Genomic DNA, 26,727 nt, shown 5'->3' on the forward strand with positions numbered 1-26,727 from the left:
GGGCGCGTGCCCATGTCCCGCGAGGGTTCACACGTTGTCGCCGCCGGTGTCGGCGAGGGCCGCGGAGGCCGCGTCGTCCTCGTCGCTCCAGCGCCAGTCGACCACCTCGGGCAGGTCCTCCCCGTGCTCGTAGGCGTGGGCGCGTGCCTGGATGCGGGTGTCCACCATCCGCTGGCGCAGCGGCGCGTAGCTCGTCGCGAGGCCGTCGACCCGGTCGATCACGTCCATCACCAGGTGGTACCGGTCGGTGTCATTGCGCATCAGCATGTCGAAGGGGGTGGTCGTGGTGCCCTCCTCCTTGTAGCCGCGCACGTGGATGCGACCCAGGCGGTCGTGCCGGTAGGCGAGCCGATGGATCAGCCAGGGATAGCCGTGGTACGCGAAGACCACCGGGATGTCCTCCCCGAAGTAGCCGTCGAAGTCCCGGGCGGACAGGCCGTGCGGATGCTCCGTGTCGTCCTGCAGGCGCATCAGGTCGACCACGTTGATCACCCGCACCCTCAGGTCCGGGATCTCCTCCCGCAGGATCTTCGCGGCCGCGAGCACCTCGATGGTGGGGATGTCCCCCGCCGCCGCGAGGACCACCTCCGGGTCCTCCCCAGGCTGCTCGGTGCCGGCCCAGTCCCAGATCCCCAGGCCGCGGGTGCAGTGCACCACCGCCTCGTCCATGGTGAGCCAGTTCGGGTTCGGCTGCTTTCCCGCGACGACCACGTTGACGTACTGCCGCGAGCGCAGGCAGTGGTCATAGGTGGACAGCAGAGTGTTCGCATCCGGCGGCAGATAGACCCGCACGATCTCGGCCTTCTTGTTGACCATGTGGTCGATGAAGCCCGGATCCTGATGGCTGAAGCCGTTGTGGTCCTGGCGCCAGACGTGGGAGCTGAGCAGGTAGTTCAACGACGCGATCGGCCGGCGCCACTCGATCTCATTGGTCACCTTCAACCACTTCGCGTGCTGGTTCACCATCGAGTCGACGATGTGGATGAACGCCTCGTAGGAGGAGAACAGCCCATGACGCCCGGTGAGCAGGTAGCCCTCGAGCCAGCCCTGGCACTGGTGCTCGGAGAGCATCTCCATGACCCGGCCGGCGCGCGCGAGGTGCTCTGAGCGATCATGCTCCTCGAAGTCGGCGTTCCACTGCTTGTCGGTGACCTCGTAGACGGCCTGGAGCCGGTTCGAGGCGGTCTCGTCCGGTCCGAAGATGCGGAAGGTGCGCGGGTTCTGCGCGATGACGTCCCGCAGCCAGGTGCCGAGCACCCGGGTCGCCTCCGCCACGGAGCCCCCGGGCCGCGGGACGTCCACGGCGTAGTCGCGGAAGTCCGGCAGCCGCAGGGGCTGCAGCACCGCACCGCCGTTGGTCGACGGGTTCGCGGACATGCGCAGCTCACCGTGCGGGGCGATGGCGGCGACGTCCTCGACCAGCTTCCCGGTCTCGTCGAACAGCTCCTCCGGCCGGTAGGAGCGCAGCCAGGCGTCGAGATCCGCGAGGTGCTCGTCGGTGTCCCGGGCGTTCGCGAGCGGCACCTGGTGGGAGCGCCAGGAGCCCTCCGTCCGCTGGCCGTCGATCTCCTCCGGGCCGGTCCAACCCTTCGGAGTGCGCAGCACGATCATCGGCCAGGCGGGGCGCTCGGTCTCACGGCCCGCGGCGGCGTCCTCGGCGGCCTGCGCCTTGATCTCCGCGATGCGGTCGAGGGCGGTGTCGAGCACCTCCGCGAAGCGGCGGTGGATCTCGAGCGGATCCTCGTCGTCGAAGCCGCCCGTGAAGAACAGCGGCTCGTGCCCGTAGCCGCGCAGGAGCGCCTCGAGCTCGTCGTCGCCGATGCGGGCGAGCACCGTGGGGTTGGCGATCTTGTAGCCGTTGAGGTGGAGGATCGGCAGGACGACGCCGTCCTGCTGCGGGTTCACGAACTTGTTGGAGTGCCAGGAGGTGGCGAGCGGACCGGTCTCGGCCTCGCCGTCACCGACCACGGTGAACGCGATCTGGTCCGGGGCGTCGAACATGGCGCCGTAGGCGTGCGAGAGGGCGTAGCCGAGCTCGCCGCCCTCATGAATCGACCCCGGGGTCTCCGGGGCGACGTGCGAGGGGATCCCGCCCGGGTACGAGAACTGGGTGAACAGGCGATTCATGCCGGCCTCGTCCTCGCTGACCGCGGGGTACACCTCGGAGTAGGTGCCCTCGAGATACGTCGCGGCGACGAGCCCGGGGCCGCCGTGGCCCGGGCCCGTGACGTACATGGCGTGCAATCCCCGCTGCGCGATGGCGCGGTTGGCGTGGGCGTACAGGAAGGTCAGCCCCGGGGTTGTGCCCCAGTGACCGAGCAGGCGCGGCTTCACGTCCTCACGCTGCAGCGGCCGACGCAGCAACGGGTTGTCCCGGAGGTAGATCTGACCGACGGAGAGGTAGTTCGCGGCACGCCACCACGCATCGAGGCGGGCGAGATCCTCGGAGGAGGGAGCGGTGGAGGGGGAGTCGGGCCAGGCTGCTGTGGGGGTCATGGCGCCTTCCAGGGGTCGGAGACCGCGGCGGGCGCCGCGGCGTCTTCGGCTCCACCGTAGGCGGGGGAGTCCGCCGGCGGAAGGGACCAGGGTCCGGCCCCGGCCCGGGACCAGATACGACGCGTCGTCCCGAGACGAGTGCGGCGGGGATGAGAGTGTGCTCAGGAAGCTGCTCGGCGGGCGAGGTCCGGCCTAGCCTGGGAGGACGACCCGGCCGTGTCCGTCGAGTCCCCGATGACGCCCGAGCAGGCGATCGAGGCGGCGCTCGAGGTCGAGACCGGGCGGGTCAGCGGCTGGGACCTCGGGTCCGAGATCCGTCCCGATTCGCGCAGGAACGGCGCGGCTCTCAGCGCGGGGCGATCACGGCCTCGCCGTCGGCCCCGCGGCGCATGACCTCGCGCCCGCCCTGCCAGACCCGCAGCGTGCGGTGGCGGACGTCGAGCGGATCGCCCTCCCAGAGCACGAGGTCGGCCTCCTTCCCAGCCGTGAGCGAGCCGATCCGGTCCTCCAGGCCGAGCACCCGCGCGGGGTGGAGGGTGATGGCGCGCAGCGCATCGGCAGGAGCCATGCCGTGCTTGACCGCGAGCGCCGCCTGGTGGACGAGGAACTCGATCGGCACCACCGGATGGTCGGTGATGATCGAGACCTCGACCCCGGCGGCGGTGAGCAGTCCCGGGGCGGCGGGGGTGCGGTGGCGCACCTCGACCTTGGAACGGGAGACGATCAGCGGCCCGTAGAGCACGGGCACGCCGGCTGCGGCCACACGATCGGCGATCAGGTAGGACTCGGTGCCGTGGTCCAGGACCAGGCGGTAGCCGAACTCCTCGGCGAGGCGCAGCGCGGTCGCGATGTCGTCGGCGCGGTGGGCGTGCTGGCGCCAGGGGATCTCCCGCTCGAGCACCCGCGTGAGCGCCTCGGAGACCAGGTCCGCATCCCGCTCCTCGGCGGGCTTGCGCGACCAGGCCTTCGCGGTCGCGAAGGCCTGACGGATGGTGAGGGCGACCCCGAGCCGGGTCGAGGGGGTCTGCTTCCGCTCCCCGTAGACGCGCTTGGGGTTCTCGCCGAGCGCGGCCTTCAGCCCTGAGGGGCTGCGCAGCACCATCTCGTCCACCACCCGGCCGTGGGTGCGCAGCGCGACCGCGAGCCCGCCGATCGGGTTTCCGGAGCCGGGGTTCACGTTGACCGCGGTGACGCCGCCGATGATCGCGTCGTCGAAGCCGATGTCCAGGGGATTCACGGCGTCGATCGCGCGGGCCGCGGCCATCACCGGGTCGGTCATCTCGTTGGTGTCGTCCCCGGCCCAGCCCTCGCCCTCCTCGTCCACGCCGAGATGGACGTGCGCGTCCACGAAACCGGGCAACAGCCAGGCGCCGTCCGCGTCGATCACCGGGAGGTCCTCCGGGACCTCGAGGTCCGCACCGAGCGCGTTGATGTGACCCTCGCGCACCAGGACCGTGCCGTCGAAGGGCTCGCCCTCGATCGGCACCACGTGGGCGCCGGTGATCGCGAAGGTCCCCGCGCCCGCCGGGGCGGTCGGGGCGGTCGGCGCGGCGGGAGCGGAGGGGGAGTCGGGGGCGGGGCGGTGCGCGGGCTCGGGAGTCATCCCCCGACCCTCCGCCCCGCGCACCGCCTCGTCAAGCCGGGCCCTCGCGCGCCCGTCGACGGCTACGCTCCTCCCCATGGCGAAATCGACGAAGAAGTCCCCCAAGAGCCCCGACGGTCAGGCCCCGCGCGGAGTTCGCATCCCGCACGACTGGACGGGCGACGTGCGCGACCTCGACCCGCGGTCGACGCCCGACTTCGACGGCCGCAAGGCGGAGGGCCGCGAGTTCCTGCTGGCCCGCGACGCCGAGCTCGACGAGCTGCAGGAGCGGCTCTACGCCGCGGACCACGGCACGGAGGGCGGCCGCAGCGTTCTGCTGGTCGTGCAGGGCATGGACACCTCCGGCAAGGGCGGGATCATGCGCCACGTGGTCGGCAGCGTCGACCCGCAGGGCGTGGACATCACCGCGTTCAAGGCGCCCACCGACGAGGAGAAGAAGCACGACTTCCTCTGGCGGATCAGGCCGCACGCCCCCGAGCCCGGGCAGATCGGCGTGTTCGACCGCTCCCACTACGAGGACGTGCTGATTCACCGCGTGCACGGGTGGGCCGACGCGAAGGAGATCCGCGCCCGGTATACGGCGATCAACGCGTTCGAGCGCGAGCTCATCGCGGCGGGCACGACGGTCGTGAAGGTCATGCTCCATATCTCGCACGAGGAGCAGGGGGAGCGGCTCATGGAGCGGCTCGAGCGGCCCGACAAGCACTGGAAGTACAACCCCGGCGACGTCGACGAGCGCGAGCACTGGGACGACTACATGGAGGCGTACACGCGCGCGCTGCGGGCCACCTCCACCGTCGGCGCCCCGTGGCACGTGGTCCCCGCAGACCGCAAGTGGTACGCCCGGATCGCCGTCCAGCAGCTGCTCATCGATGCGCTGCGCGAGATCGACCCGCAGTGGCCCGCTGCCGACTTCGACGTCGACGAGGAGATCCGGCGCCTGCGCGAGACGCAGGGCTGACGGCATCCGCCAACGCGCCAGGGTGTCGCCGACCGACGTCGCCGCACCGCGCGGACGGGGGTTTGTGCCGCACAGGTTGCGGGGCCAGGATGGACCCATGGCTTCCATCACCCTGCACCAGAACCCCGTCACCACCGTCGGCGAGCTGCCCGCGATCGGCTCGACCCTCCCCGGCTTCGAGCTCGTCGGCCAGGACCTCGGCGCCGTCTCCAGCGCCGACCTCACCGGTAAGCGCATCGTGCTGAACATCTTCCCGTCCGTCGACACCGACACCTGCGCGATGTCCGTCCGGAAGTTCAACGAGCTCGCCTCCAGCTTCGAGAACACCGTCGTCGTGTGCGTGTCGAAGGACCTGCCGTTCGCGCAGGCCCGCTTCTGCGGCGCCGAGGGCCTCGAGAACGTCGTCACCGGTTCCGCCTTCCGCTCGTCCTTCGGCGAGGACCTGGGCGTGACCATGGCCGACGGCCCGCTCGCCGGCCTCCTCTCCCGCGCGGTGGTCATCGCCGACGCGGACGGCACCGTGCTCTACACCCAGCAGGTCGCCGAGATCGGCGAGGAGCCCGACTACGAGGCGGCCGCCGCGGCGCTCGCCTGATCCCATGGAGATCGACCTCGAGCGCGTGCGGGACGTGCTGGACGACGGCGGCGCCGTCCCCGGCACGTTCCGCGTGCTCGTGGATCGGCTGTGGCCGCGCGGGATCGCCAAGGAACGACTCAGCTACGACCTCTGGGGGAAGGAGGTCGCCCCGAGCAGCGATCTGCGCACGGCCTTCCACCACGGCGAGCTCTCCTTCGCGGAGTTCGCCGAGCGCTATCGGGCCGAGCTCGCCGCCGGCGGCGCCGCCCACGATCTGCTCGGTGCGGCCCGTGCGGCCGGCGCCCGGAGGATCACCCTGCTCTACTCCGCACGCGATGCCGAGCAGAACCACGCCCTCGTGCTCCGCGACGCCCTCCAGGAGGAGCTCGCCGAGCACGCCCGCTGAGCACGATCACCGAGCCGGGCCTCCGAGGCGCTCGCCGAGCAGCGCGACGCTTGACCCTTGGGATCCGTGGGGCATACGCTCGGGATAATTCTGCAAGGTGGTTTCATAATCGCCGGTGCGGAGAAGCGCAGACGTCGACGCAGGGGTCGATGCGGAACCGGGCGGGGGCGAGGACATGGGCGAGGACCGCTCGACCGCCGAGATCCGCCAGGCCTCCACCCGTCGCGCCCATCTCGCCCTGCGCGAGGCCGAGCAGCCGCTGAGCATCGCCGAGCTGGTCGCCGCGACCGGCCTCTCCCGCCCCACCGTGTTGAGCGTTCTCGACGACCTCACCGCCCGCGGCCTCGTGGTCCCGGCCGCCCCCGCCGAGGAACCCGGGCCCGGCCGCCCCGCCCGCCGGCTGCGCCTCGACCCGGACGCCGCCCACGTCGCGGGTCTCGACCTCGGAGCGCGATCCGTGCGCGCCGTGCTCGCCGATCTCACCGGGACCGTCCTCGCCCGCAGCACCGTGGGCCTCGACCCCGAAGACCTGCTCGGCTCGCTGCGCCACGCTCTCGAGGAGGTCGACGCCGGCCCCGACGCCGCCCCACTGGGGGCCGTCGGCCTCTCCGTCCCCGGCCTGCTCGCGGCCGACGGCTCCGTCGGCAGCAGCCTCGCCCTCCCCGCGCTCGCCGGGCGCGACCTCGCCCGCGAGCTCGCGGAGGTGCTCGAGGCCCCGGTGGTCCTCGAGAACGACGTGAAGCTCGCCGCGCTCGCCGAGCACCGCCTCGGAGCGGAGGCCGACGGTCCCGCCGCCGACGGCCTGGTGCTTCTGCGGATCGGGCACCGCATCTCGGTCGCGATCATGGTGCACGGCCAGATCCTGCAGGGAGCGCACCGCCTCGCGGGCGAGCTCGGCACCCAGCGGGGCATGCGCTGGACCGCCGGCTCCCGGCGCGGCCGGCTGGTGTGGTCCACGGGCGACGAGGCCCGGCCCCTGCTCGAGCGCGCCGCGACCGGTGACGCCGACGCCCAGCAGGAGGTCCGTGCCTTCTGCGAGGAGATCGCGCCGCGTCTCGCGGGGCTGCTGCTCGCCGTGGACCCGGAGATGGTGGTCGTCGGCGGCGGTCTCTCCCGGGCGGGGGAGGCCCTGCTCGGTCCGCTGCGCGCGGCCCTGGGGTCCCAGCTGACGGGCCCCGGCCGGCCGCGCCTGGTCCCCGCTGCCCTGCCCGCCGACGGCTCCCTCGTCGGTGCCCTCGGCCGCGGCTTCGAGCACGGCTCCGCGCGGATCGTCGGCGTCCCCGACGTTCCCGCCCCCTGGGAGCGGATCCGCCGCACCCTCCCCTCCGACCCGCTGACCCCCGATCCCCGGACCAGCACCGACCCCGAAGGACGACGATGACCTCTCTCTACCGCCTCGGCCTCAGCTCCTACAGCCTCTGGCCCCTGCTCTCCTCGGGCGAGATGAGCCTGCTCGAGGCGATCGACTGGGTCGCCGCCCAGGGCGCCGAGCACCTCGAGCTCGCGATCCTCGGCGACGACGCCGACGGTCCGCTGCCGACGATCGACTCCGACCCCGCCCGGATCCGCGAGGTGCGGGCCGCGGCCGACGCGGCCGGGATAGAGCTCTCCAACCTCGCGGTCGGCGCGGATCTCTCCGCGGCCGACCCCGCCGAGCGCGCCGCCCAGGTGGACCGCGTGCGCCGCTACGTCGACCTCGCCGCCGCCCTCGGCATCACCCGGATGCGCCACGACGTGGTCGCCCACGCCGCGGTGGCGGGCGATGACACGCCGCTGTTCGAGGAGGTCCTGCCGCGGATCGTCGAGTCCTCCCGGGAGATCGCCCGGCACGCCGCGGCGGCCGGCATCACCACCAGCCTCGAGAACCACGGCTTCTTCGTGCAGTCCTCCGATCGCGTGCGCCGCATCCTCCACGCCGTCGACGAGCCGAACTTCCGCACCACCCTCGACGTCGGCAACTTCGTGTGCGTCGACGAGGACCCCGTCGCCGCGGTCACCCAGAACCTGCCCTACGCCTCGGTGATCCACCTCAAGGATTTCTACATCCGCCCCGCCGAGCGGGAGATGGGCGAGGGCTGGTTCCGCAGCCGGGGCGGGAAGCACCTGCGCGGCGCCGTGCTCGGCAACGGGGACCTCGACCTCCCCGGCATCGCCCGCGCGATCCGCGCGTCCGACTTCCGCGGCCACGTCTCCCTCGAGTTCGAGGGCTGGGAGCACAGCCTGCAGGGCTGCTCCCGCGGCCTCGCGAACGGCCGGCGCCTGCTCGAGATCGCCTGACCACCCCAGCCCCGACCGGAGGACCACCCCATGAGCACCCCCGCCCCGTCCCAGCCCGTCCGCATCGGCGTCATCGGCGCCGGCAGCATCGCCCGCATCCACCTCGCCGCCTATCGCGACGACCCCGACTCCCAGCTCGTCGCCGTCGCCGACATGAACGCCGAGCGCGCCCGCGCCGTCGCCGACGAGTTCGGCGCCCCCGACGCCTACGGCGACCCGCAGCAGCTGCTCGCCGATTCCGACATCGACGCGGTGAGCGTCTGCACCTGGAACGACAGCCACGCCACGTGGGCGATCGCCGCGATCGAGGCCGGCAAGCACGTCCTCGTCGAGAAGCCGATCGCCCGCACCCTCGCCGAGGCGCTCGAGATCCAGCGGGTCGCCGAGGCCCACGACGTCGTCGTCCAGGTCGGCTTCGTGCGCCGTCACGCCCCCAACTGCCAGGTCCTGAAGACCTTCGTCGACGAGGGCGAGCTGGGCGAGATCTACTACGCCAAGGCCAGCTGCATCCGCCGCAACGGCAACCCCGGCGGCTGGTTCGCGGACAAGGAGATCGCCGGCGGCGGCCCGCTGCTCGACATCGGCGTGCACGTGCTGGACCTCGCCTGGTACCTCATGGGCAGCCCGAAGGCCGTGGCCGTCAGCGGCACCACCGCCCACCGCCTCGGCAACCGCGCCCACATCACCACTATGCCCCGCTACCAGGTCGCCGACTACGACCCGGCGAAGAACTCGGTCGAGGACATGGCCGGGGCGATGATCCGCTTCGAGAACGGAGCCGTGCTCATGCTCGACTGCTCCTACTCGCTGCACGCGACCCGCGACTCGATCGCCGTCTCGATCCACGGTGACAAGGGCGGCGCGGACCTCGAGCCGAGCCTCCAGATCGCCTCGGAGATGCACGGATCGGTCGTCAACATCACCCCGCAGATCTCCTCAGGCACCTTCGAGATGGGCCCCGGCTTCGCCGCCGAGATCGCGAACTTCGTGCAGACCTGCCAGGGCCGCGCCGAGTCCGTCGCCCCCGCCTGGCACGGCGTGGAGGTCGTGCGCCTGCTCGAGGCGATCTACCGCTCCGCCGAGGAGGGGCGCGAGATCTCCCTGGTCTGAGTCCGCGCGGCGGCCGGGAGGCGCGGACCGCGTCCCGCCCCCGGCCGCGTGCGCACTAGGGTGCACCGGGTGGATCCCCTCTCCCTCGCCGTCCTGCTGGTCCTGGGCACCCTCGCCGGGGCCATCAACGCGGCCGTCGGCTCGGGGTCGCTGCTGACCCTGCCGGTGCTGCTCGCCCTCGGCGTCCCGCCGGGCACGGCGGTGCGGACCAACACGATCGGCATCCTCTTCTCCACGATCGGCTCCGTCACCGGCTACCGGCGGGAGATCGCCGCCGAGGGCCGCGACCTGCTGCCCCTCATCGGCACCACCGCTGTGCTGGCCTCGGCGGGTGCGGTGCTGCTGCTGCTCTCGCCGTCCGACGCGCTCGACGTGGTGGTGCCGATCCTGATCGTCGTCGCCCTGCTGCTGGTGGTCTTCCAGAAGCGCATAACCCGGGCGATCTCCGCGCGGCGCGAACGGCGCACAGCGGCGGGCGGCCCGACGGCGAACGGCGCCCCCTCCTCCGCGGCGAGGCCGTACCGCTCCCCGGCGCTGCTCGCCGCGATGGGCGGCGCCTCGATCTACGGCGGCTACTTCACCGCCGCCCAGGGGATCCTCTACCTCGGCGTGCTCGGCGCCCTCACCGGCAAGCCGATGGGGCAGGTCAACCACGTCAAGAACCTCGCGAGCCTGGTGGTCAACGCCGCCGCGGCCCTCGTCTACGTCGTCGCGCACGTGGTGCTCGGGGTCGAGATCGTCTGGATCGCCACGGCCGCGATCGCCGTCGGCGCGCTGCTGGGCGGCTACTTCGGGGCGCACCTGGCCAAGCGTCTGCCCGAGGGGGTGCTGCGCGGGGTCATCGTCGTGGTCGCGCTCGTCGCCCTGATCCGCCAGGTGCTCTAGCGCAGGAAGGGCAGCACCTGCTCGAGCACGGGCTCCGGCGGGAACAGCGTGCCGCCGTGGTCCCGGCCCGGGAGCTCCACGAATTCCGCATCCGGCATCAGCGCGGCGGCCCGGCGGGACTGCTCCAGCCGCGGATGATCCTCGCTCCCGGCCATCCACAGCGCGGGCACGGTGCAGGCGGCGAGGGCCTCGTCGGGCACGCCGTCGGTGGCGTCGGTGGCGGCGAGGAGGGCTGCGACCGCCCGGGGATCGGCCGCGAGGAAGGCGGTGCGGGTCGCGCGGGCCCGGCGCGAGGAGACGTCCGGTCCGAGACCCTGCCCCGCGCAGAAGGCCTCCATGCCGTCCTCGCGGACCGCGTCGATGACGCCGGGGAAGAAGACGGCGTCCACCGCGCCCTGCTGGGCGGAGGCCGAGCCGCCGAGGCTCACCAGGCGGGTGATGCGGCCCGGATGCTCGAGGGCGCAGCTGAGCGCCACGCGCGCTCCGAGGGAGTAGCCGAGCAGTGCCGCACGGGTGTGGCCCTCGGCGTCGAGCACCGCGAGGAGATCGGCGACGAAGGCCGCCTGGGTGTACGCCGAGGGCTCGTGCGGGGTGCCCGAGCCGCCGTGACCGCGCAGGTCCACGCGGATGACGGTGTGCTCGGCGGCGAGCGGCGCGAGATAGCCGAGGCCGCGCCAGATCGCGCGGGAGAGGACCGAGCCGTGCAGGAGCACGAGCGCGGGGCCGTCGCCGGAGACGTCGTAGCGCAGGTCGATGCCGTCGACGGGGGAGGGGATGACGGGCATGGGGGACACCTCGGCAGGGGTCGGGGGCGGATCTCCGCCCGGGAGCAGGAGGACCCGCGTCCGGGGCTGCCGGACGCGGGTCCTCAGGAGGAGGGACCTGGCGTCACAGCGCCGCGGCGATCTCCTCGAGGATGCGGTTGAAGGTCGCCGACGGGCGCATGACCGCCGCCGTCTTCGCCGGGTCCGGGCGGTAGTATCCGCCGATGTCCGCGGGCTTGCCCTGCACCGCGAGCAGCTCCGCGGCGATGGTCGACTCGCCCTCGGTGAGCTGGGCAGCGATCGGCCCGAAGGCGGTGGCCAGCTCCGCGTCCTCGGTCTGCTTCGCCAGCTCCTGAGCCCAGTAGAGGGCGAGGTAGAAGTGGCTGCCGCGGTTGTCGATCGAGCCGAGCTTGCGCTGCGGCGACTTGCCCTCGTCGAGCAGGGTCGCGGTCGCGCGGTCCAGGGCGTCCGCCAGCACGGCGGCGCGGGGGTTGTCCGCGGTGCGCGAGAGGTGGCGCAGGGACTCGGCGAGCGCGAGGAACTCGCCGAGGGAGTCCCAGCGCAGGTAGTCCTCCTCGACGAGCTGCTGGACGTGCTTGGGCGCGGAGCCGCCGGCGCCGGTCTCGAAGAGGCCGCCGCCGTTCATCAGCGGGACCACGGAGAGCATCTTGGCGCTCGTGCCGAGCTCCATGATCGGGAAGAGGTCGGTGAGGTAGTCGCGCAGCACGTTGCCGGTCACCGAGATGGTGTCCTCGCCGGCGCGGACGCGGGCGAGGGTGTGCTTGGTCGCCTCGATCGGGGAGAGGATCCGCAGGTCCAGGCCCTCGGTGCTCTCGCCGTCCACGCCCTCGGCGAGGTACTGCTCGACCTTCGCGATGAGGTTGCGGTCGTGGGCGCGGGACTCGTCGAGCCAGAACACGGCGGGCATCCCGGAGATGCGGGAGCGGCGCACGGCCAGCTGCACCCAGTCGCGGATCGGGGCGTCCTTGGCCTGGCAGGCGCGGAAGACGTCCCCGGCGGAGACCTCGTGGGTCATGAGTGCGGCGCCGGAGCCGTCGCGCACCTCGACGCGGCCGTCGGCTGCGATCTCGAAGGTCTTGTCGTGCGAGCCGTACTCCTCGGCCTTTTGCGCCATCAGGCCCACGTTCGGGACGGTGCCCATGGTGGTGGGGTCGAAGGCGCCGTTCTGCTGGCAGTCCTCGATGGTCGCGGCGTAGACGCCGGCGTAGGAGGAGTCGGGGATGACCGCGAGCGTGTCCTGCTCGGCGTCGTCCGCGTTCCACATGTGGCCCGAGGTGCGGATCATCGCCGGCATGGAGGCGTCGATGATGACGTCGGAGGGGACGTGGAGGTTCGTGATGCCCTTGGCGGAGTTGACCATGGCGAGGTCGGGGCCGTCGGCGAGGTCCTGCTCGATGGCGGCGCGGGCGCCCTCGCGCACGGACTCCTCGAGCTCGTCGATCCCGGCGAGGAGGCCGCCGAGCCCGTTGTTGGGGGACAGGCCGGCCGCGGCGAGCGCGTCGCCGTACTGGGTGAAGAGGGTCGGGAAGAAGGCCCGGACCGCGTGGCCGAAGAGGATCGGGTCGGAGACCTTCATCATCGTGGCCTTGAGGTGCAGGGAGAAGAGGACGCCCTGCTCCTTGGCGGCGGCGATCTGCGCGCGCAGGAAGGTCTCGAGGGCGGCCACGCGCATCACGGTGGAGTCGACGACCTCGCCCCCGAGGACGGGGATCGAGGACTTCAGCACGGTCTCGGCGCCGTCGGCGGCGACGTGCACGATGGAGAGGGTGTCCGCGGCGTCCATCACGACGGACTGTTCGTTGGAGCGGAAGTCATCGGCCCCCATGGTCGCGACGGAGGTCTTCGAGTCGCTGCTCCAGGCGCCCATGCGGTGCGGGTGCTTCCGGGCGAAGCTCTTGACCGCCTCGGGGGCGCGGCGATCGGAGTTGCCCTCGCGCAGGACGGGGTTCACGGCCGAGCCCTTGACCGAGTCGTAGCGGGCGCGGGCGTCCTTCTCCGCGTCGGTCTCGGGGTTCTCGGGGTAGTCCGGCAGCGCGATGCCCTGGCCCTGCAGCTCGGCGATCGCGGCCTGCAGCTGCGGCACCGAGGCGGAGATGTTGGGGAGCTTGATGATGTTGGCCTCGGGGGTCTTCGCCAGCTCGCCCAGCTCGGCGAGGGCGTCCGCCTCCCGCTGATCCTCGGGCAGGAGGTCGGAGAAGGCCGCGACGATGCGGCCGGCCAGGGAGATGTCCCGGGTGGTCACGTCGATCCCGGCGGTCGTGGAGAACGCCTCGAGGATCGGCAGGAACGAGGCGGTGGCCAGCATCGGCGCCTCGTCGGTGTGGGTGTAGATGATGCGCGCCATGGTGTCGCGGGGCTCCCTCGGTCGGTGCGGCATGTGTCGTGCGGTCCAGACTATCTTGACGTCAAGACTCATCGTCCCGGGCGGTGGAGCTCGCGGGTCGATCCGGACGCCTCCACGGTACGGGACGCCCTCCGCGCGGGGAACGGGCCCGCGTGCGGCCGCGGGTCAGGAGCCGTCGCCCTCGGTGATCGTCACGGTCCAGGGATCGGAGAGCAGCACGTGGGTTGCGCCGTCCGCGTCGACGGTCACCGCGAAGGCCCGGGCGTGGAGCTCGCCGACCTCGAGGGTGCCGCGCGTGCAGGTCTCCGTGGTGGTCCACGCGGTCTCCGTGCGGGTGACGCCCTCGGGGCCGATCCACTGCAGCGGGAGGCGGTCCGCGTTGCGGGCCCCGGCCACGATCGTGCCCGTGGACGGCTCGAGGAGCACGATCCCCTGCAGCAGGGTGCGGCTCCCGGGCTCCGCCGCGGTGACCGTGACGGCGGCGCTCACTCCGCGGGCCGTGCCGTCCTCGCCGGGCTGGGCCGGGAGGGTCGTCACGGGATCGGCGACCGCGAGCGTCAGCCCGTCGCCGTCGCCCACGGTGGCCGGAGCGGCGCGGCAGGTGAGCCCGGAGAGGTCCACCGGGACCTCCCCGTCGGGAGCGGTGACCGCGCCCGGCACGGCGCGGGCCGTGCCCCCGACCACGTCCAGCAGCACGTCGCCGTCGGCCGCCCAGGTGCCGTCCGCGGCGAGCAGGCGGAGCACATAGGCGCCGTCGGGGAGCGGGGAGTCGTCGCAGGTGCCGAGGGTCAGATGGGCGGTCGCCGCCGACGGGGCGGGCCCGTCGGCGGGGACCTCGACCCGCTCGCGCACGACGATCGGCGGGGCGGGGGAGTCCGCCGCGGGCCGTCCCGCGAGGACCTCCGCCCAGCCGGCCGCGGGGGCTCCCCGCTGCAGCGGATCTGCGGGGACGATGACCGCCTCGGGCGCGAAGCCCGTGTACTCCGTCCCGTCCGGGAGGGAGAACGGCCCGGAGATCGTCGCCTCGGAGCCCTCGGCCGTGACGGACTGCGGGGTCAGGGCCCCGACCCTCGCGGTGCCCGGGTCCGAGTCGTCATCGTCCGGGACCGAGGGGGCGTCGTGGCCGCCGCCCGGATCGCACAACCAGGCCGGATCCGCCGCGGTGCCGGCGGACTCGGCGACCTCGGCAGGGTCCATCGGGGACGCGGCGGCGGTGGTCTCCGACTCCTCGGGCGAGCGGGAGTCGCCGAGCAGATCGCAGGCCCCGAGGGCGAGGACGAGGGCGAGCGCGCCCAGGGCGGCGCACAGGGACCGGGCACCCCGAACGGCCCGCCGCGGCATCGTCTCGCTGTCCATCCCGTCCATGATCCCCCTCATCCCCTCGATCGGGTCCCACCCCGGACCCACCCGTCCCGTCCGGGGCCCACCCCGTTCACAGCACCAGCAGCGTCGCCGCCATCACGGCCATGCCGACGATCAACGAGTAGATCACGGTGTGGTGCTCCCCGGTCTCCTCCGCGGCGGGAAGCAGCTCGTCGAGCGACACGAAGACCATCACCCCGGCCACCCCGGCGAGGATCGCGCCCATCGCTCCGCCGCTCAGGAACGGGGCGAGCAGCAGGAAGCCGACGAGGGCTCCGACGGGCTCCGCGAGCCCCGAGAGGGTCGCGAGCCAGAACGCCTTCGCGCGTGATCCCGTCGCCCGGCGGACGGGCACGGCGACCGCGAGGCCCTCGGGGATGTTGTGCAGGGCGATCGCGGCGACCACGGGGATCGCGATCTCGGGCGCCTGCAGGGCGGCGACGAAGGTCGCGAACCCCTCGGGCACGTTGTGGAGCGCGAGGGCCAGCGCTGTCACCGTCCCGGTGCGCAGCAGGCGGGCGCGCAGGGCGAGGTCGGCAGCGCGCTCGTCCGGGGCCCGCACCTCGGTATGCCCGTGGGAGCCTGCCATCCGGCCGGAGAACTCATGGGGGCTCACGGCCTCGGGGACCAGGCGGTCGAGGACCGCGATCAGCGCGATGCCGACGAAGAAGGAGACGGTCGCGATGAGGGTGCCGCGCGCGGTGATCGCGTCTCCGCCCGAGAGCACCTGGGCGCCCTGCGGCAGGAGCTCGACGAAGGAGACGTAGAGCATGACGCCCGCGGAGAGCCCCAGGCCTCCTGCCAGGGCCTTCGGGCTGGTCCCGCGGCCGAGGACGCCGAGGGCTGCGCCGATGCCGGTGGCACCGCCCGCGACGAGGGTGAGGAGGAAGGCGGTGAGCACGAAGAGGACCGTAGTCGGGTCGTGCCGCGATACGGAGGAGCCGCGCCGGACCCGCCGGACCTCGTGGGTCGTCGCCGCCTAGACTCCTCGTCATGTCCGAGAGCAGCGCCCCCCGTAATCGCCAGACCCGCCTCGCCGTCACCGACCTGCGGGCGCATCCTCTGGGCCCGGCCGAGCTGATCGCCGCCCTGCCGCGCGCTGAGCTCGACGTCGAGGCGGCGACCGCGGCCGTGCGACCGGTCGTCGAGGACGTCGCCGCCCGCGGTGCCGCGGCGGTGCTCGACGCCTCGGAGCGCTTCGACGGGATCCGTCCCGAGCACCTGCGGGTGCCCGCCGAGGAGATCTCCCGGGCGCTCGCCGAGCTCGACCCGGCGATCCGCGCCGCCCTCGAGCAGTCCATCGCGCGGGTGCGCGCGGTGGACGGCGCCCAGGTGCGCCCCGAGGAGCGTGTCGAGGTGGTCCCCGGCGGAACCGTCACCCAGCGCTGGGTGCCCGTGCGCCGCGTCGGCCTCTACGTCCCCGGCGGGCGCGCCGTGCTGCCCAGCTCCGTGGTCATGAACGTGGTCCCCGCGCAGGTCGCCGGGGTGGGCGAGATCGTCCTCTCCTCGCCGCCGCAGAACGAATTCGGTGGGCTGCCGCACCCGACGATCCTCGCCGCCTGCGCGCTGCTCGGGGTCACCGAGGTGATCGCCGCGGGCGGCGCCCAGGCGATCGCCCTGCTCGCCCACGGGGCGGACGATCTCGGCGACGGGGCGGGTCTCGAGCCCGTGGACCTCGTGACCGGCCCCGGCAACGTGTACGTCGCCGCCGCGAAGCGCCTCGTGCGCGGCCGGGTCGGGATCGATGCGGAGGCCGGCCCCACCGAGATCGCGATCCTGGCCGATGCCAGCGCGGATCCGCGCTATGTCGCAGCGGACCTCGTCTCCCAGGCGGAGCACGACCCGCTCGCGGCGAGCGTCCTGGTCACCGACTCGCCCGAGCTCGTCGCGGCCGTCGAGAGGGAGCTCGCGCGGCAGGTGCCCGAGGCGCTGCACCGCGAGCGGATCGAGGAGTCGCTGTCCGGACCGCAGAGCGGGGCGGTGCTGGTCGCCGATCTCGAGCAGGGCCTCGCGGTCGTCGACGCCTACGGGGCCGAGCACCTCGAGATCCACACGACGGACGCCGCTGCGGTCGCCGCGCGGGTCACCAACGCGGGGGCCGTCTTCGTCGGCGCGCACAGCCCCGTGAGCCTCGGCGACTATGCGGCCGGCTCCAACCACGTGCTGCCCACCGGCGGCACCGCGCGCTTCACCGGCGGACTCGGCGTGCAGACCTTCCTGCGCGGCATCCATGTGGTCCACTACGACGAGGCGGCGCTGCAGAGTGCTCGACAGGCCGCCACGACGCTCGCCGCCGCGGAGGGCCTGCCCGCCCACGGCCGCGCGATCGACATCCGCTTCGAGCGCTGAGGGCGGCGCGGCCGCCCGGGGGAGGGACTCATGGACGAGCGGTCCGGCAGCGGTGAGGTGAGCCCGGACTCCCGGGCCCGCGCCGAGGAGATGATGAAGCTGCGTCGGCGGGTCGCGCGGACCGAGCTGCGCGTCACCCAACTCGAGCGCGGGGTGGTGACCGTCCTCGCGTGGGCCGCTCTCGCCGGGCTCGTGATCGGCGCGGTGATGCCCTGGCTCCTCTCGGAGAGCACCGACGAGGACGGCGACACGCGGATGATGACCGCGCGCCTGGGTCTGTTCGCGATCCAGATCCTCGCCGATCCGACGGCGGAGGGCGAGCTCAGCATCCTGTTCGTGATCGCCTTCGGCATCCTCACGGTCACGACACTCTGGGCCCTGGTGTCGCTGCTGCGGATCCTGGGCGGGGACACGGTCGGCGAGGGTCAGGCCCTGGCGCTGACCGTGCTGCTGGTCTGCTGCGTCATCGGGGCCATGATCGTGACGCTGTGGGCCGCCGGGGAGGACCCCGAGGTGGTGCGCTGGACCGGTCCGGCGCTGTGGGCCACCGGGGTCGCGCTGACCGTCGCCCTGCTGCAGTCCCCGCGGTTGCAGGAGTGGACCACGGCGCAGCGCCCCGACCCCCGCTGACCCGACGGCCCGCCCTGCGGCATGTTGCCGCCCCGGTGACCCGCCGGGAACACCTCTGGTGACCGACCGGGAGTTGTGCTCCCTGCGCGCCTGCGCTACCGTCATGGCTCGATGTAAGCGCTTCCATCACGAGGCGCCCTCACCGCCCGGACCTGTTCCGGGCGCGTCTCCGGACGAACCGGACGAAGGAGTCTCCATGCACCGCCTCACCCGCCGGGCCTTCACCGGCCTCGGCCTCGCCGCCACCGCGACCCTCGCCGCGAGCTGCGGCCGCCCCGACGAGGGCGGCGGCTCCGCGGCCGAGCCCGCCGAGCCGATCGCCGAAGGCCCCGCCACCGGCAGCCTCACCGTCTGGGCCATGGGCGCCGAGGGCGAGAAGCTACCCGAGCTGCTCACCGGCTTCCAGGAGGAGAACCCCGACGTCACCGTCGAGGTGACCCCGGTCCCCTGGGACAGCGCCCATGACAAGTTCACCTCCGCGATCGCCGCGGGCACCGCCCCCGACGTCGCCCAGGTCGGCTCCACCTGGATGGCCGAGTTCGTCGGCCTCTCGGCGCTCGAGCCCACCCCGGAGTCGATCGCCACCGAGGACTACTTCGAGGGCGCCCTCGGCTCCGTGACCGTCGACGACACCGTCTACGGCGTGCCGTGGTACGTCGAGACCCGCCTCGTCTACTACCGCAAGGACCTCGCCGAGCAGGCCGGGATCACCGAGCCGCCCACCGACTGGGACGGGCTCGTCGCCCTCGCCGCGGCCTTCCAGGAGAAGGCCGACGCCACCTGGGGCATCTCCCTCCAGCCCGGCGGCCAGGGGTCCTGGCAGACCGTGCTGCCGCTGATGTGGTCCAACGGCGGCGGCGTCGTCGACGAGGCCGGCGGCGAGTTCACCTTCGAGTCCGCCCCGAACGAGGAGGCTCTGGCGTACTACCAGTCCTACTTCACCGACGGGCTCGCCAACCCCGCCCCCGCCGACGGCGTCACCGAGCAGGACTTCGTCTCCGGCGCGGTGCCGATGTTCATCTCCGGCCCGTGGATGATGAGCGCGGTCGAGGCGGTGGGCGGCGAGGGCTTCGCCGACAAGTACGGCGTCTTCGTGATGCCCACCAAGGAGACCAGCTCCTCCTTCCTCGGCGGCGCCAACCTCGGTGTCTTCCAGGGCACGGAGAACCGCGACGCGGCCTGGAAGCTCGTGGAGTACCTCTCCAGGCCCGAAGTGCAGGTGCAGTGGTTCTCGATCTCCACCGACCTGCCCGCGCAGAAGACCGCCTGGGAGGACGACTCGGTCTCCTCGAACGAGAAGTTCGAGGCCTTCCGCACCCAGCTCGACACCGCCCTCGCCCCGCCGGTCATCGCCACCTGGGAGCAGGTCGCCGCGAAGTTCGACGCGCAGGTCGAGGAGGTCTGCAAGAACGACCTCGCCCCGGCGGAGGCGCTGGCCACCACCCAGTCCGACGCCCAGGGCATCGGCACAGGGGCCTGAGATGAGCACGAGCACCGCCGTCGGCCGGACGGACGCCCCGCGCCGGTCCCGCCGCTCCCGTCGCGGCGGGGCCGGGGACTAAGAGGGCCTCCTCCTTGCCCCTTTCTTCGCTGGCCTCTTCTCCACCTTCACCGCCTGGCCGGTGCTGCAGTCGATGATCATGTCGTTCACCGACATGCGGATCACCGACATCCGCTCGCCCTTCGCGGTCGAGTTCGTGGGGCTGGAGAACTACGCGACGGCCTTCGCCGACCCCGTCTTCCGACGGGCTGCGGCGAACACGGCGGTGTTCGTGCTCCTCGGTGTGCCGCTGACGATCATCGCGGGCCTCGCCGCGGCGATCGCCCTGGACCGCGGGGTGGGGAAGCTGCGCGCGGTCTTCCGCGTCGGCTTCTACACCCCCGTCATCACCTCGATCGTCGCGGTCGCCGTGGTCTGGCGCTTCCTGCTCCAGCCGGACACGGGTCTGGTGAACACGGTGCTCGGCTGGGTCGGCATCGACGGGCCGCACTGGCTCGGCGATCAGCGCACCGCCCTGCTCTCCCTCGTGGTGATGGCCGTGTGGCGCAACTTCGGCACCTCGATGGTCATCTTCCTCGCGGGCCTGCAGGCGGTGGACCGCCAGCTCCACGAGGCGGCCGCGCTGGACGGCGCGGGCGCCTGGCAGCGCTTCCTGAACATCACCCTCCCCTCGATCCGGCCGACGATGCTCTTCGTCCTGGTGACCACCTCGATCGGCTACCTGCAGTTCTTCGAGGAGCCCTTCGTGATGACCGGCGGCGGCCCGCTGAACTCCACGGTCTCCGCCTCCATGTACACCTACGAGCAGTTCGGCTTCGGCAACTACGGGGTCGCCGGCGCCATGGCCTACCTGACCTTCCTGGTCATCGGCGTGGTCACCCTCGTGCAGTTCCGTCTGATGAGGGAGAAGTGATGCTCGAGCGCCGCCGTCCCGTCCTGACCTACATCGTCCTCACCGTCTTCCTGCTGCTGGTCATCACCCCCTTCCTGTGGATGGTGCTGGGCAGCCTGAAAACCCAGGGGGAGCTGCTCCGGGTGCCGCCCACCTGGCTGCCCGAGCAGCCCACCCTCGACAACTTCCGCCGCCTGTTCGAACGGCCCTTCGGCCGCTACTTCTCGAACTCTGCGGTGGTGGCGGTGGTCGTCACCGTCGGCAACCTGGTGCTCAGCTCGATGTTCGGCTACGCCCTGGCGCACCTGCGCTTCCCGGGCAAGCGGATCCTCTTCGGAGTGGTGCTCGCCTGCCTGATGATCCCCGGGCTGGTCACCTTCATCCCCCAGTACGTGCTGGTGGTGAACATGGGGCTCGCCAACACGATCCCCGCGCTGATCCTGCCCTTCCTGGTGCAGCCCTTCAGCGTGTTCCTCATGCGCCAGTTCTTCCTGGGCATCCCCCGCGAGCTCCTCGAGGCCGGCCGTCTGGACGGCGTCGGCGAGGTCGCGATCTTCTTCCGCATCTACATGCCGCTCGCGGGGCCCGCCTTCGCGACCCTCGGCATCCTCACGTTCCTGGGGTCCTGGAACAACTTCCTGTGGCCCCTGGTGGTCTCCTCCTCGGAGAGCACCTACACACTCCCGGTGGCCCTCGCTCTGATCTCGACCGGCCAGAACGAGACCGACTACGGACTGCTGCTCGCGGGAGCCTCGCTCATCGTGCTGCCGATCCTCGTGGTCTTCGTGATCTTCCAGCGACACTTCATCCAGGGCATCGCGACCACCGGCATCAAGTGACCCCCTGATCCGCAGCCCCAGCGCGCACGACGAAGGAGTCCCCATGCACGCTCGATCCCACACCCCCGCCCGCCTCCACCGCACGCCGCCCCGCGCCGTCGCCCTCGAGCGGCAGGACTTCACCGCGGCGCGGCGGCACTCCCGCCGCGGCGTCCTCGGACTGGCGTCGCTGCTCGGGGCGGGGGTCGCGGGCGCCGCGGCCGCCACCGTCGGCGGCACCGCCCACGCCGACGCCGCCGCTCCCGCACCGGCCGGACGGGGCGGCGGCGCTCCCGGATCCGAGGGTCCCGAGGCGCTGCTGCGCCGCTGGGCGGCGGACACCTGGCGCTCGCTCGACGCGATGACCCACCCCGACACCGGCCTCGCCGCGGACAACATCGGCGCGGACCTCCAGACCCGTTCCGGGTACACCTCGCCGACGAACATCGGCGGATTGCTGTGGTCCACGCTGGTGGCCCGCGAGCTGGACCTGATCACGCCCGGCGAGTCCCGTCGGCGGATCGCCCGCACCCTCAAGACCCTGCAGCGCATGAAGCGCCACGAGCCCTCCGGCATGTACGTCAACTGGTACGACGAGGCCGACGGCAGCATCCTGCGCAGCTGGCCCGGCTCGGGCGACGTGGTCGTCCCCTTCGTCTCGAGCGTGGACATGGGCTGGCTCGGCGCGGCCCTCCACCTCGTCGCCCAGGCGGACCCCTCCAACGCCCGCATCGCCCGCGCTCTCTTCGACGCGATGCGCTGGGACGTGTTCTGGGACCGGGAGGTCGCCGCCCAGCCCGGCCAGGTCGTCGGCGGTTTCTGGCTCGAGGACCCCTCCCGCGAGGGCGTGGTCCGGGCCGTGCCGTGGAACGGCGTGGGCGGACCGGAGGTCTGGTACCACGCGACCCACCACTACGACACCGCCGTGTCCGAGGCGCGCATGGTCACCTATCTCGGGATCATGACCGGGCAGTTCCCGGCCGGCGCGTACTTCACCACCTTCCGCACCTTCCCGCCGGACTGGGACTGGCCCGAGATGGCGCCCGTGGGGGAGTGGGCGACCTACGAGGGCGTGGATGTCTTCGAGGGCGCCCACGAGTACCGCGGGTTCCGGGTCGTGCCCGGCTGGGGCGGCTCGATGTTCGAGGAGCTGATGCCGGACCTGTTCGTCCCCGAGGCGGAGTGGGCCCCGGACAGCTGGGGTGTGAACCATCCGCTGCACGTGCGCGCCCAGCGCGAGCACGGCCTCGACGAGGCGGGCTACGGGTACTGGGGCTTCTCGCCGAGCTCGGACCCGCACGCCGGGTACCGCGAGTACGGCGTCGACGCGCTGGGCCTGAACCCCACCGGGTACTTCTCCGACGCCGCGGTCACCGACTGGGTCGCGGGGCAGGAGTACCCGCAGGGCCTCGACGGGGTCGTCACCCCGCACGCCGCCTTCCTCGCGATGCAGTACGAGCGCGAGGCCGCGATCGAGAACCTGTCCCGCATCGAGTCGGAGCTCGGCGCCTACGGCCCTGGCGGCTTCCACGACGCCGTCGCCACCGGCACGGGCGTGCGCGCCGAAAGGCACCTGTCCCTCGACCAGTCGATGATCATGGGCGCCCTCGGCAACGTCCTCCTCGACGGGGCGCTGCACCGCTGGTTCGCGACCAGCGAGGTCGAGCAGTCGCTGCGCCCGGTCATCGGGCAGGAGCGCTTCGCCGCCGGCGAGTGACCCGGCAGCGGCCGGGGAGCCTCAGCGCTCCTCGGCCGCGGTCGCCGGCGCGTCGGTGCCGGCGCGCGAGGCCTCGTCGGAATGGTCGTCGTCCGCGGTCCCGTCCTCGGCCGACGGACCCGCCTCGGCCTCCGGCTCGTCGGCCGGGGCGGGGGAGGCCGGGGAAGCGGGCCCGGCATGCGCCGCCCGCACGGCCGGTGCCGCCGACGCGCCCGCGATACGCTCACCGCGCGTGAGGAACAGGGCGAGGCCGCGCCAGCCGAGCATGAGCACGCCCAGGGTCACGGCCGTAACGATCACGAAGGACACCTCGGTGCCCGCCTGGAAGAGGGTGCGCACGGCCATCGCCGCGGCGATCGTGATCGCCCAGATGAACACGCCGTGCGGCCAGAGCCGGAACGGGGCTCGCCAGGAGCGGATCGCCAGGTGTCCGAGCAGGGCGCCGAGGGCGAAGGGCCAGCCGACGAGGGCGATGCTCTCCGTCGTGAGGGAGGTGCCGTGCTGGATCAGCCCGATCGCGACGAACAGCAGCACGGCCAGGAGATCGCCGACGAGGGCGCCGAAGGAGCGGAACATCGTTCCAGCGTAACGGCGCGCCCCGTGAGGTTCCCGTGGTGCGGGCCCCGCTGTGGCCCGCACCGCATCGCGCCCTGGACGAGGTGGACGCCCGGGCCCCGGCCGCGGGGCGGCCTCTACGATGGACCCCATGCCCGTCGAGACCTCCGAGACCTCCGAGACGACCTCCGCGTCGCCCGCCGCGACGCGTCGGATCCCCGCCCGCCGCGACGACCTCCGCGACGAGGAGCCTTACGGCGCCCCCCAGATCGACGTGCCCCATCTGCTCAACGTCAACGAGAACCCCTACGGGCCCTCCCCGGCGCTTGCCGCGGCGATCGGCCGCGCCGTCGCGGAGACCGCCTCGACGCTGCACCGCTACCCGGACCGCGAGTTCACCGCGCTGCGCGCCGACCTCGCCGCCTATCTCGCGGAGGAGGCCGGGATCCCGGCGCCGCCGGTCGAGGCGGTCTGGGCCGCGAACGGCTCCAACGAGGTCATGCACCAGCTGCTGCTGGCCTTCGGCGGCCCGGGCCGCACCGCGCTCGGCTTCTCCCCGCACTACTCCATGTACCCGGAGTACGCGCGCGACACCTTCACCCGCTGGGTCGCCGTGCCCCGCGGCGAGGCCCCCGACTTCGCGCTGACCGTCGAGGCCGTCACCGCCGCGATCGCCGCGCACCGCCCCGACGTGCTGGTGCTCACGAGCCCCAACAACCCCACCGGCACGGCCCTCGAGCCCGCCGTGATCCGCGCCGCCGCCACGGCGCTCGCGGAGACCGGGGGACTGCTCGTCGTCGACGAGGCCTACGGCGAGTTCCGCCGCGACGGCGTGCCCAGCGCCCTCGAGCTGCTGCCCGAGTTCGGTCACCTCGTGGTCACGCGCACCATGTCGAAGGCCTTCGCGCTCGCCGGCGGCCGCCTCGGCTACCTGGTCGCCGACCCGGAGATCGTCGACTCCCTGCGGATCGTGCGCCTGCCCTACCACCTCTCCGCCGTCACCCAGGCCGTCGCCCGCACCGCCCTCGCCCACCGGGGCGAGCTGCTCGCCCAGGTCGCCGCCCTGCGCGCGACCCGCGACGCCCTCGAGACGCACCTGCGCGAGCGCGGCCACGTCGTCGCCCCGTCGGACGCGAACTTCCTGTACTTCCAGCCGCTGCTGCGCGGCGCCCCGGACCGCCGCGCCGTGTGGCAGTCCCTGCTCGACCGCGGCGTGCTCATCCGGGAGGTCGGCCCCCAGCCCTGGCTGCGGGTGTCGATCGGCACCCCGGAGGACGACGCCGCCTTCCGCACCGCCCTCGAGGAGGCCGACCCCCGATGACCGAGACCCCCCGCCGCCGCACCGCGACGATCACCCGCGCCACCCGCGAGTCCAGCGTCGAGGTGACCCTGGATGTCGACGGCACCGGCCAGGTGGACATCTCCACCACGGTGCCCTTCTTCGACCACATGCTCACGGCGCTCGGCACCCACGCCCGCTTCGACCTGACGGTGAAGGCGACCGGCGACACCCACATCGACGCCCACCACACCGTCGAGGACACCGCGATCGTGCTCGGCCAGGCCCTGCGCGAGGCCCTCGGCGACAAGAAGGGCATCGCCCGCTTCGGCGACGCGATGGTCCCGCTCGACGAGGCGCTCGCCCAGGCGGTCGTGGACCTGTCCGGCCGCCCCTACTGCGTGCACGAGGGGGAGAGCGAGGCGCAGGCCCTGCACCTCATCGGCGGCCACTTCACCGGCTCTCTTACCCGCCACGTGCTCGAGTCGATCGCCCACCATGCGGCGATCTGCCTGCACATGCGGGTGCTCGCCGGCCGGGACCCGCACCACATCGTCGAGGCCCAGTTCAAGGCGCTCGCCCGCGCGCTGCGCGCCGCCTGCGCATACGACGACCGGGTGCTCGACGTGCCCTCGACCAAGGGGGCCCTGTGAGCACCGCCGACCGGCCCGGACCCGATCCCGAGGACGTCGACGCCGAGTTCGCCCGGCTCACCCAGGGTCTCGACCTCGGGGACGGCGAGCTGACCGTCGAGGACCTCCTCGGCGCAGCCCCGGAGGGCGCCGCTCCCGCCGCCGAGCCCGCCGCCGAGGAGGAGCAGATCCCGGCGGTCGCCGTCGTCGCGACCACCGTCGCCGACGCCCGCGCGCTCGCCGGCGTGATCCGCCTGGGCCGCGAGGCCCGCACCGACGGCATCGACATCCCTGCCGGCACCCGGACCCACGACGCCTCCACCGGCGCCGTCGCCGTCGGCCCCCTGCAGGAGACCGCCGCGCACGACCTCGCGGCGATCACCTCGAGCGCCCTGCAGCGCAACGGCATCGTCCTGTTCTGGCGCCGCGGTGACCGCATGACCGCGACCCGCTACCGCAACGGGGAGCGCGGCGAGGACGTCTCGCCCGCGATCGTGCTCGGCGCGGTCGACGACCTCGTCGAGCAGCTGCTGCTCGGCGCGCTCGAGCTCTCCGACCTCGGCGAGGGCGCGGACCCGGTCGCGATGAGCCGCGCCGAGGCCCTCGAGGCCATCTCCGGCGGCGAACAGGGCGGCGAGGGCCGCCGCGGCCGAGGGCGACGCCGATGAGCGCCGACACCTCCTCCGCCGCACCGGACCGAGCGCCCCGCGTCGTCGTCCTCGACCACGGCTCCGGCAACGTCCGCTCCGTGGTGCGGGCCCTCGAGGCCGCCGGCGCCGACGTAGAACTGACCGCCGACCGCCCCGCCGCCCTCGGAGCCGACGGACTGGTCGTCCCCGGCGTCGGCGCCTATGCCGAGACCATCGCGCAGGTCCGCGCGGTCGGCGGCGACCGGATCGTCGAACGGCGCCTCGCGGGCGGGCTGCCGGTGCTCGGCATCTGCGTCGGCCTGCAGATCATGTTCGACTCCGGCACCGAGCACGGAGAGCGCTCCACCGGTCTGTCGCAGTGGCCCGGCGAGGTGACCCGGCTCGAGGCCGAGATCGTCCCCCACATGGGGTGGAACACCATCGAGCCCCCCGCGGGCAGCCGGCTCTTCGCCGGGGTCGAGGCCGAGCGCTTCTACTTCGTCCACTCCTATGCCGCCCGGACCTGGGACTTCGATCCCGTCGGCCCGATGGTTCCGCCGCAGGTGACCTGGGCGGAGCACGGCGGCGACCGCTTCGTCGCAGCCGTCGAGAACGGGGCGCTGTCCGCCACCCAGTTCCACCCCGAGAAGTCCGGGGAGGCCGGGGCGCGCCTGCTGCGCAACTGGCTCGCGACCCTGCCGCGCCGCACCGACGGGCACGCGGCATGATCCTCGCCTTCGTCATGCTCTTCGCCGGGGGCATGATCCTCGGCGGCGCCTGGTCGTTCTATCGCAGTAAGCGGCCGTGGTGGCAGATCGTCGCGATGGCCGTCCTCGGCGTCGTCTGCCTCGCCATCTCGTGGTGGCGCATCCAGGCCGGCTGAGCCGCCCTTTCCTCGCCGCCCTGCGGCACCCCGCAC

General features: G+C 73.0%; 25 protein-coding genes. 18 read left to right on the forward strand and 7 right to left on the reverse strand.

The features are described 5' to 3' along the window. Positions 1–27: 27 nt before the first annotated feature. Together V1258_RS07910 and V1258_RS07915 are read right to left on the reverse strand one after the other, a co-directional pair. Positions 28–2,496: a phosphoketolase family protein gene (locus V1258_RS07910; protein ID WP_329749124.1), complete on the reverse strand. Its 2,469-nt coding sequence runs from the start codon at positions 2,494–2,496 to the stop codon at positions 28–30. A gap of 346 nt (positions 2,497–2,842) precedes the next feature. Further along, positions 2,843–4,099: an amidohydrolase gene (locus V1258_RS07915; protein WP_329749125.1), complete on the reverse strand. Its 1,257-nt coding sequence runs from the start codon at positions 4,097–4,099 to the stop codon at positions 2,843–2,845. Between the two features lie 76 nt (positions 4,100–4,175). On the opposite strand from V1258_RS07915, the gene V1258_RS07920 reads away from it, so the two are divergent. The 7 genes from V1258_RS07920 (at position 4,176) to V1258_RS07950 (ending at position 10,315) form a co-directional block, all read left to right on the forward strand. Continuing rightward, positions 4,176–5,060: a PPK2 family polyphosphate kinase gene (locus tag V1258_RS07920; RefSeq protein WP_329749126.1), complete on the forward strand. Its 885-nt coding sequence runs from the start codon at positions 4,176–4,178 to the stop codon at positions 5,058–5,060. Between the two features lie 97 nt (positions 5,061–5,157). After that, positions 5,158–5,655: a thiol peroxidase gene (gene tpx / locus V1258_RS07925; RefSeq protein WP_329749127.1), complete on the forward strand. Its 498-nt coding sequence runs from the start codon at positions 5,158–5,160 to the stop codon at positions 5,653–5,655. Positions 5,656–5,659: 4 nt separating this feature from the next. Next, entirely contained in the window at positions 5,660–6,043 is a 384-nt protein-coding gene (locus tag V1258_RS07930; RefSeq protein ID WP_329749128.1) for a DUF488 domain-containing protein, read from the forward strand. Between the two features lie 115 nt (positions 6,044–6,158). Then, positions 6,159–7,424, forward strand: coding sequence for an ROK family protein (locus tag V1258_RS07935; RefSeq protein ID WP_329749129.1), 1,266 nt, complete (start codon positions 6,159–6,161; stop codon positions 7,422–7,424). Beyond that, positions 7,421–8,320 carry a sugar phosphate isomerase/epimerase family protein gene (locus tag V1258_RS07940; RefSeq protein ID WP_329749130.1) on the forward strand — a complete coding sequence of 300 codons (900 nt, stop codon included), beginning with the start codon at positions 7,421–7,423 and terminating at the stop codon, positions 8,318–8,320. Before V1258_RS07935 ends, V1258_RS07940 begins: the two co-directional genes overlap by 4 nt. 30 nt (positions 8,321–8,350) lie before the next feature. Then, entirely contained in the window at positions 8,351–9,430 is a 1,080-nt protein-coding gene (locus V1258_RS07945; RefSeq protein WP_329749131.1) for a Gfo/Idh/MocA family protein, read from the forward strand. 69 nt (positions 9,431–9,499) lie between these two features. Continuing rightward, complete coding sequence (locus V1258_RS07950; protein WP_329749132.1) at positions 9,500–10,315, forward strand: sulfite exporter TauE/SafE family protein; 816 nt, start codon at positions 9,500–9,502, stop codon at positions 10,313–10,315. Here the strand turns inward: V1258_RS07950 and V1258_RS07955 are convergent. The 4 genes from V1258_RS07955 to zupT form a co-directional block, all read right to left on the reverse strand. Beyond that, the gene (locus V1258_RS07955) at positions 10,312–11,100 is read right to left on the reverse strand and encodes an alpha/beta fold hydrolase (RefSeq protein WP_329749133.1); all 789 of its coding nucleotides are present in this window, start codon (positions 11,098–11,100) and stop codon (positions 10,312–10,314) included. The genes V1258_RS07950 and V1258_RS07955 overlap by 4 nt on opposite strands. Before the next feature lie 103 nt (positions 11,101–11,203). After that, positions 11,204–13,444: an NADP-dependent isocitrate dehydrogenase gene (locus V1258_RS07960; protein ID WP_329749134.1), complete on the reverse strand. Its 2,241-nt coding sequence runs from the start codon at positions 13,442–13,444 to the stop codon at positions 11,204–11,206. A 165-nt stretch (positions 13,445–13,609) separates the two neighbouring features. Further along, a complete protein-coding gene (locus V1258_RS07965; protein ID WP_329749135.1) occupies positions 13,610–14,809 on the reverse strand; it encodes a hypothetical protein in 1,200 nt (399 codons plus the stop codon). A gap of 67 nt (positions 14,810–14,876) precedes the next feature. Continuing rightward, complete coding sequence (zupT, locus tag V1258_RS07970; RefSeq protein WP_329749136.1) at positions 14,877–15,707, reverse strand: zinc transporter ZupT; 831 nt, start codon at positions 15,705–15,707, stop codon at positions 14,877–14,879. Between the two features lie 92 nt (positions 15,708–15,799). On the opposite strand from zupT, the gene hisD reads away from it, so the two are divergent. From hisD to V1258_RS08000, 6 genes are all read left to right on the forward strand, one after another. Next, the gene (hisD, locus tag V1258_RS07975; protein ID WP_329749137.1) at positions 15,800–17,155 is read left to right on the forward strand and encodes a histidinol dehydrogenase; all 1,356 of its coding nucleotides are present in this window, start codon (positions 15,800–15,802) and stop codon (positions 17,153–17,155) included. A 30-nt stretch (positions 17,156–17,185) separates the two neighbouring features. Then, positions 17,186–17,785: a hypothetical protein gene (locus V1258_RS07980; protein WP_329749138.1), complete on the forward strand. Its 600-nt coding sequence runs from the start codon at positions 17,186–17,188 to the stop codon at positions 17,783–17,785. A gap of 196 nt (positions 17,786–17,981) precedes the next feature. Next, a complete protein-coding gene (locus tag V1258_RS07985; protein ID WP_329749139.1) occupies positions 17,982–19,265 on the forward strand; it encodes a sugar ABC transporter substrate-binding protein in 1,284 nt (427 codons plus the stop codon). Positions 19,266–19,425: 160 nt separating this feature from the next. Then, positions 19,426–20,199, forward strand: coding sequence for a carbohydrate ABC transporter permease (locus tag V1258_RS07990; RefSeq protein WP_329749140.1), 774 nt, complete (start codon positions 19,426–19,428; stop codon positions 20,197–20,199). Beyond that, positions 20,199–21,017, forward strand: coding sequence for a carbohydrate ABC transporter permease (locus V1258_RS07995; RefSeq protein WP_329747608.1), 819 nt, complete (start codon positions 20,199–20,201; stop codon positions 21,015–21,017). The genes V1258_RS07990 and V1258_RS07995 overlap by 1 nt, the downstream gene beginning before the upstream one ends. A 43-nt stretch (positions 21,018–21,060) precedes the next feature. Then, positions 21,061–22,713, forward strand: a complete 1,653-nt coding sequence (locus V1258_RS08000; RefSeq protein ID WP_329749141.1) for a glucoamylase family protein — start codon at positions 21,061–21,063, stop codon at positions 22,711–22,713. Between the two features lie 21 nt (positions 22,714–22,734). Here the strand turns inward: V1258_RS08000 and V1258_RS08005 are convergent, their stop codons facing one another. Continuing rightward, positions 22,735–23,289 carry a DUF3054 domain-containing protein gene (locus tag V1258_RS08005; protein WP_329749142.1) on the reverse strand — a complete coding sequence of 185 codons (555 nt, stop codon included), beginning with the start codon at positions 23,287–23,289 and terminating at the stop codon, positions 22,735–22,737. Between the two features lie 130 nt (positions 23,290–23,419). On the opposite strand from V1258_RS08005, the gene V1258_RS08010 reads away from it, so the two are divergent. The 5 genes from V1258_RS08010 to V1258_RS08030 are packed head-to-tail and all read left to right on the forward strand — an operon-like array spanning position 23,420 to position 26,691. Continuing rightward, positions 23,420–24,589 carry a histidinol-phosphate transaminase gene (locus tag V1258_RS08010; protein WP_329749143.1) on the forward strand — a complete coding sequence of 390 codons (1,170 nt, stop codon included), beginning with the start codon at positions 23,420–23,422 and terminating at the stop codon, positions 24,587–24,589. After that, positions 24,586–25,200: an imidazoleglycerol-phosphate dehydratase HisB gene (hisB, locus tag V1258_RS08015; RefSeq protein WP_329749144.1), complete on the forward strand. Its 615-nt coding sequence runs from the start codon at positions 24,586–24,588 to the stop codon at positions 25,198–25,200. Before V1258_RS08010 ends, hisB begins: the two co-directional genes overlap by 4 nt. Continuing rightward, positions 25,197–25,847 carry a hypothetical protein gene (locus V1258_RS08020; protein WP_329749145.1) on the forward strand — a complete coding sequence of 217 codons (651 nt, stop codon included), beginning with the start codon at positions 25,197–25,199 and terminating at the stop codon, positions 25,845–25,847. The genes hisB and V1258_RS08020 overlap by 4 nt, the downstream gene beginning before the upstream one ends. After that, positions 25,844–26,536: an imidazole glycerol phosphate synthase subunit HisH gene (gene hisH, locus V1258_RS08025; protein ID WP_329749146.1), complete on the forward strand. Its 693-nt coding sequence runs from the start codon at positions 25,844–25,846 to the stop codon at positions 26,534–26,536. Before V1258_RS08020 ends, hisH begins: the two co-directional genes overlap by 4 nt. Beyond that, positions 26,533–26,691: a hypothetical protein gene (locus V1258_RS08030; RefSeq protein ID WP_329749147.1), complete on the forward strand. Its 159-nt coding sequence runs from the start codon at positions 26,533–26,535 to the stop codon at positions 26,689–26,691. The genes hisH and V1258_RS08030 overlap by 4 nt, the downstream gene beginning before the upstream one ends. The last annotated feature ends 36 nt before the right edge of the window (positions 26,692–26,727 follow it).

Source organism: Brachybacterium sp. J153 (genome assembly GCF_036311905.1).
In the GTDB taxonomy this organism is placed as follows: Bacteria; Actinomycetota; Actinomycetes; order Actinomycetales; family Dermabacteraceae; genus Brachybacterium.

Excerpts from the sequence above, each read along its gene's own strand:
- V1258_RS07910 (WP_329749124.1), bottom strand. The coding sequence starts at position 2,496 with ATGACCCCCACAGCAGCCTGGCCCGACTCCCCCTCCACCGCTCCCTCC.
- V1258_RS07915 (WP_329749125.1), bottom strand. The coding sequence starts at position 4,099 with ATGACTCCCGAGCCCGCGCACCGCCCCGCCCCCGACTCCCCCTCCGCT.
- V1258_RS07920 (WP_329749126.1), top strand. The coding sequence starts at position 4,176 with ATGGCGAAATCGACGAAGAAGTCCCCCAAGAGCCCCGACGGTCAGGCC.
- tpx (WP_329749127.1), top strand. The coding sequence starts at position 5,158 with ATGGCTTCCATCACCCTGCACCAGAACCCCGTCACCACCGTCGGCGAG.
- V1258_RS07930 (WP_329749128.1), top strand. The coding sequence starts at position 5,660 with ATGGAGATCGACCTCGAGCGCGTGCGGGACGTGCTGGACGACGGCGGC.
- V1258_RS07940 (WP_329749130.1), top strand. The coding sequence starts at position 7,421 with ATGACCTCTCTCTACCGCCTCGGCCTCAGCTCCTACAGCCTCTGGCCC.
- V1258_RS07945 (WP_329749131.1), top strand. The coding sequence starts at position 8,351 with ATGAGCACCCCCGCCCCGTCCCAGCCCGTCCGCATCGGCGTCATCGGC.
- V1258_RS07955 (WP_329749133.1), bottom strand. The coding sequence starts at position 11,100 with ATGCCCGTCATCCCCTCCCCCGTCGACGGCATCGACCTGCGCTACGAC.
- V1258_RS07960 (WP_329749134.1), bottom strand. The coding sequence starts at position 13,444 with ATGGCGCGCATCATCTACACCCACACCGACGAGGCGCCGATGCTGGCC.
- V1258_RS07965 (WP_329749135.1), bottom strand. The coding sequence starts at position 14,809 with ATGGACGGGATGGACAGCGAGACGATGCCGCGGCGGGCCGTTCGGGGT.
- hisD (WP_329749137.1), top strand. The coding sequence starts at position 15,800 with ATGTCCGAGAGCAGCGCCCCCCGTAATCGCCAGACCCGCCTCGCCGTC.
- V1258_RS07980 (WP_329749138.1), top strand. The coding sequence starts at position 17,186 with ATGGACGAGCGGTCCGGCAGCGGTGAGGTGAGCCCGGACTCCCGGGCC.
- V1258_RS07985 (WP_329749139.1), top strand. The coding sequence starts at position 17,982 with ATGCACCGCCTCACCCGCCGGGCCTTCACCGGCCTCGGCCTCGCCGCC.
- V1258_RS07990 (WP_329749140.1), top strand. The coding sequence starts at position 19,426 with ATGTCGTTCACCGACATGCGGATCACCGACATCCGCTCGCCCTTCGCG.
- V1258_RS07995 (WP_329747608.1), top strand. The coding sequence starts at position 20,199 with ATGCTCGAGCGCCGCCGTCCCGTCCTGACCTACATCGTCCTCACCGTC.
- V1258_RS08000 (WP_329749141.1), top strand. The coding sequence starts at position 21,061 with ATGCACGCTCGATCCCACACCCCCGCCCGCCTCCACCGCACGCCGCCC.
- V1258_RS08005 (WP_329749142.1), bottom strand. The coding sequence starts at position 23,289 with ATGTTCCGCTCCTTCGGCGCCCTCGTCGGCGATCTCCTGGCCGTGCTG.
- V1258_RS08010 (WP_329749143.1), top strand. The coding sequence starts at position 23,420 with ATGCCCGTCGAGACCTCCGAGACCTCCGAGACGACCTCCGCGTCGCCC.
- hisB (WP_329749144.1), top strand. The coding sequence starts at position 24,586 with ATGACCGAGACCCCCCGCCGCCGCACCGCGACGATCACCCGCGCCACC.
- hisH (WP_329749146.1), top strand. The coding sequence starts at position 25,844 with ATGAGCGCCGACACCTCCTCCGCCGCACCGGACCGAGCGCCCCGCGTC.
- V1258_RS08030 (WP_329749147.1), top strand. The coding sequence starts at position 26,533 with ATGATCCTCGCCTTCGTCATGCTCTTCGCCGGGGGCATGATCCTCGGC.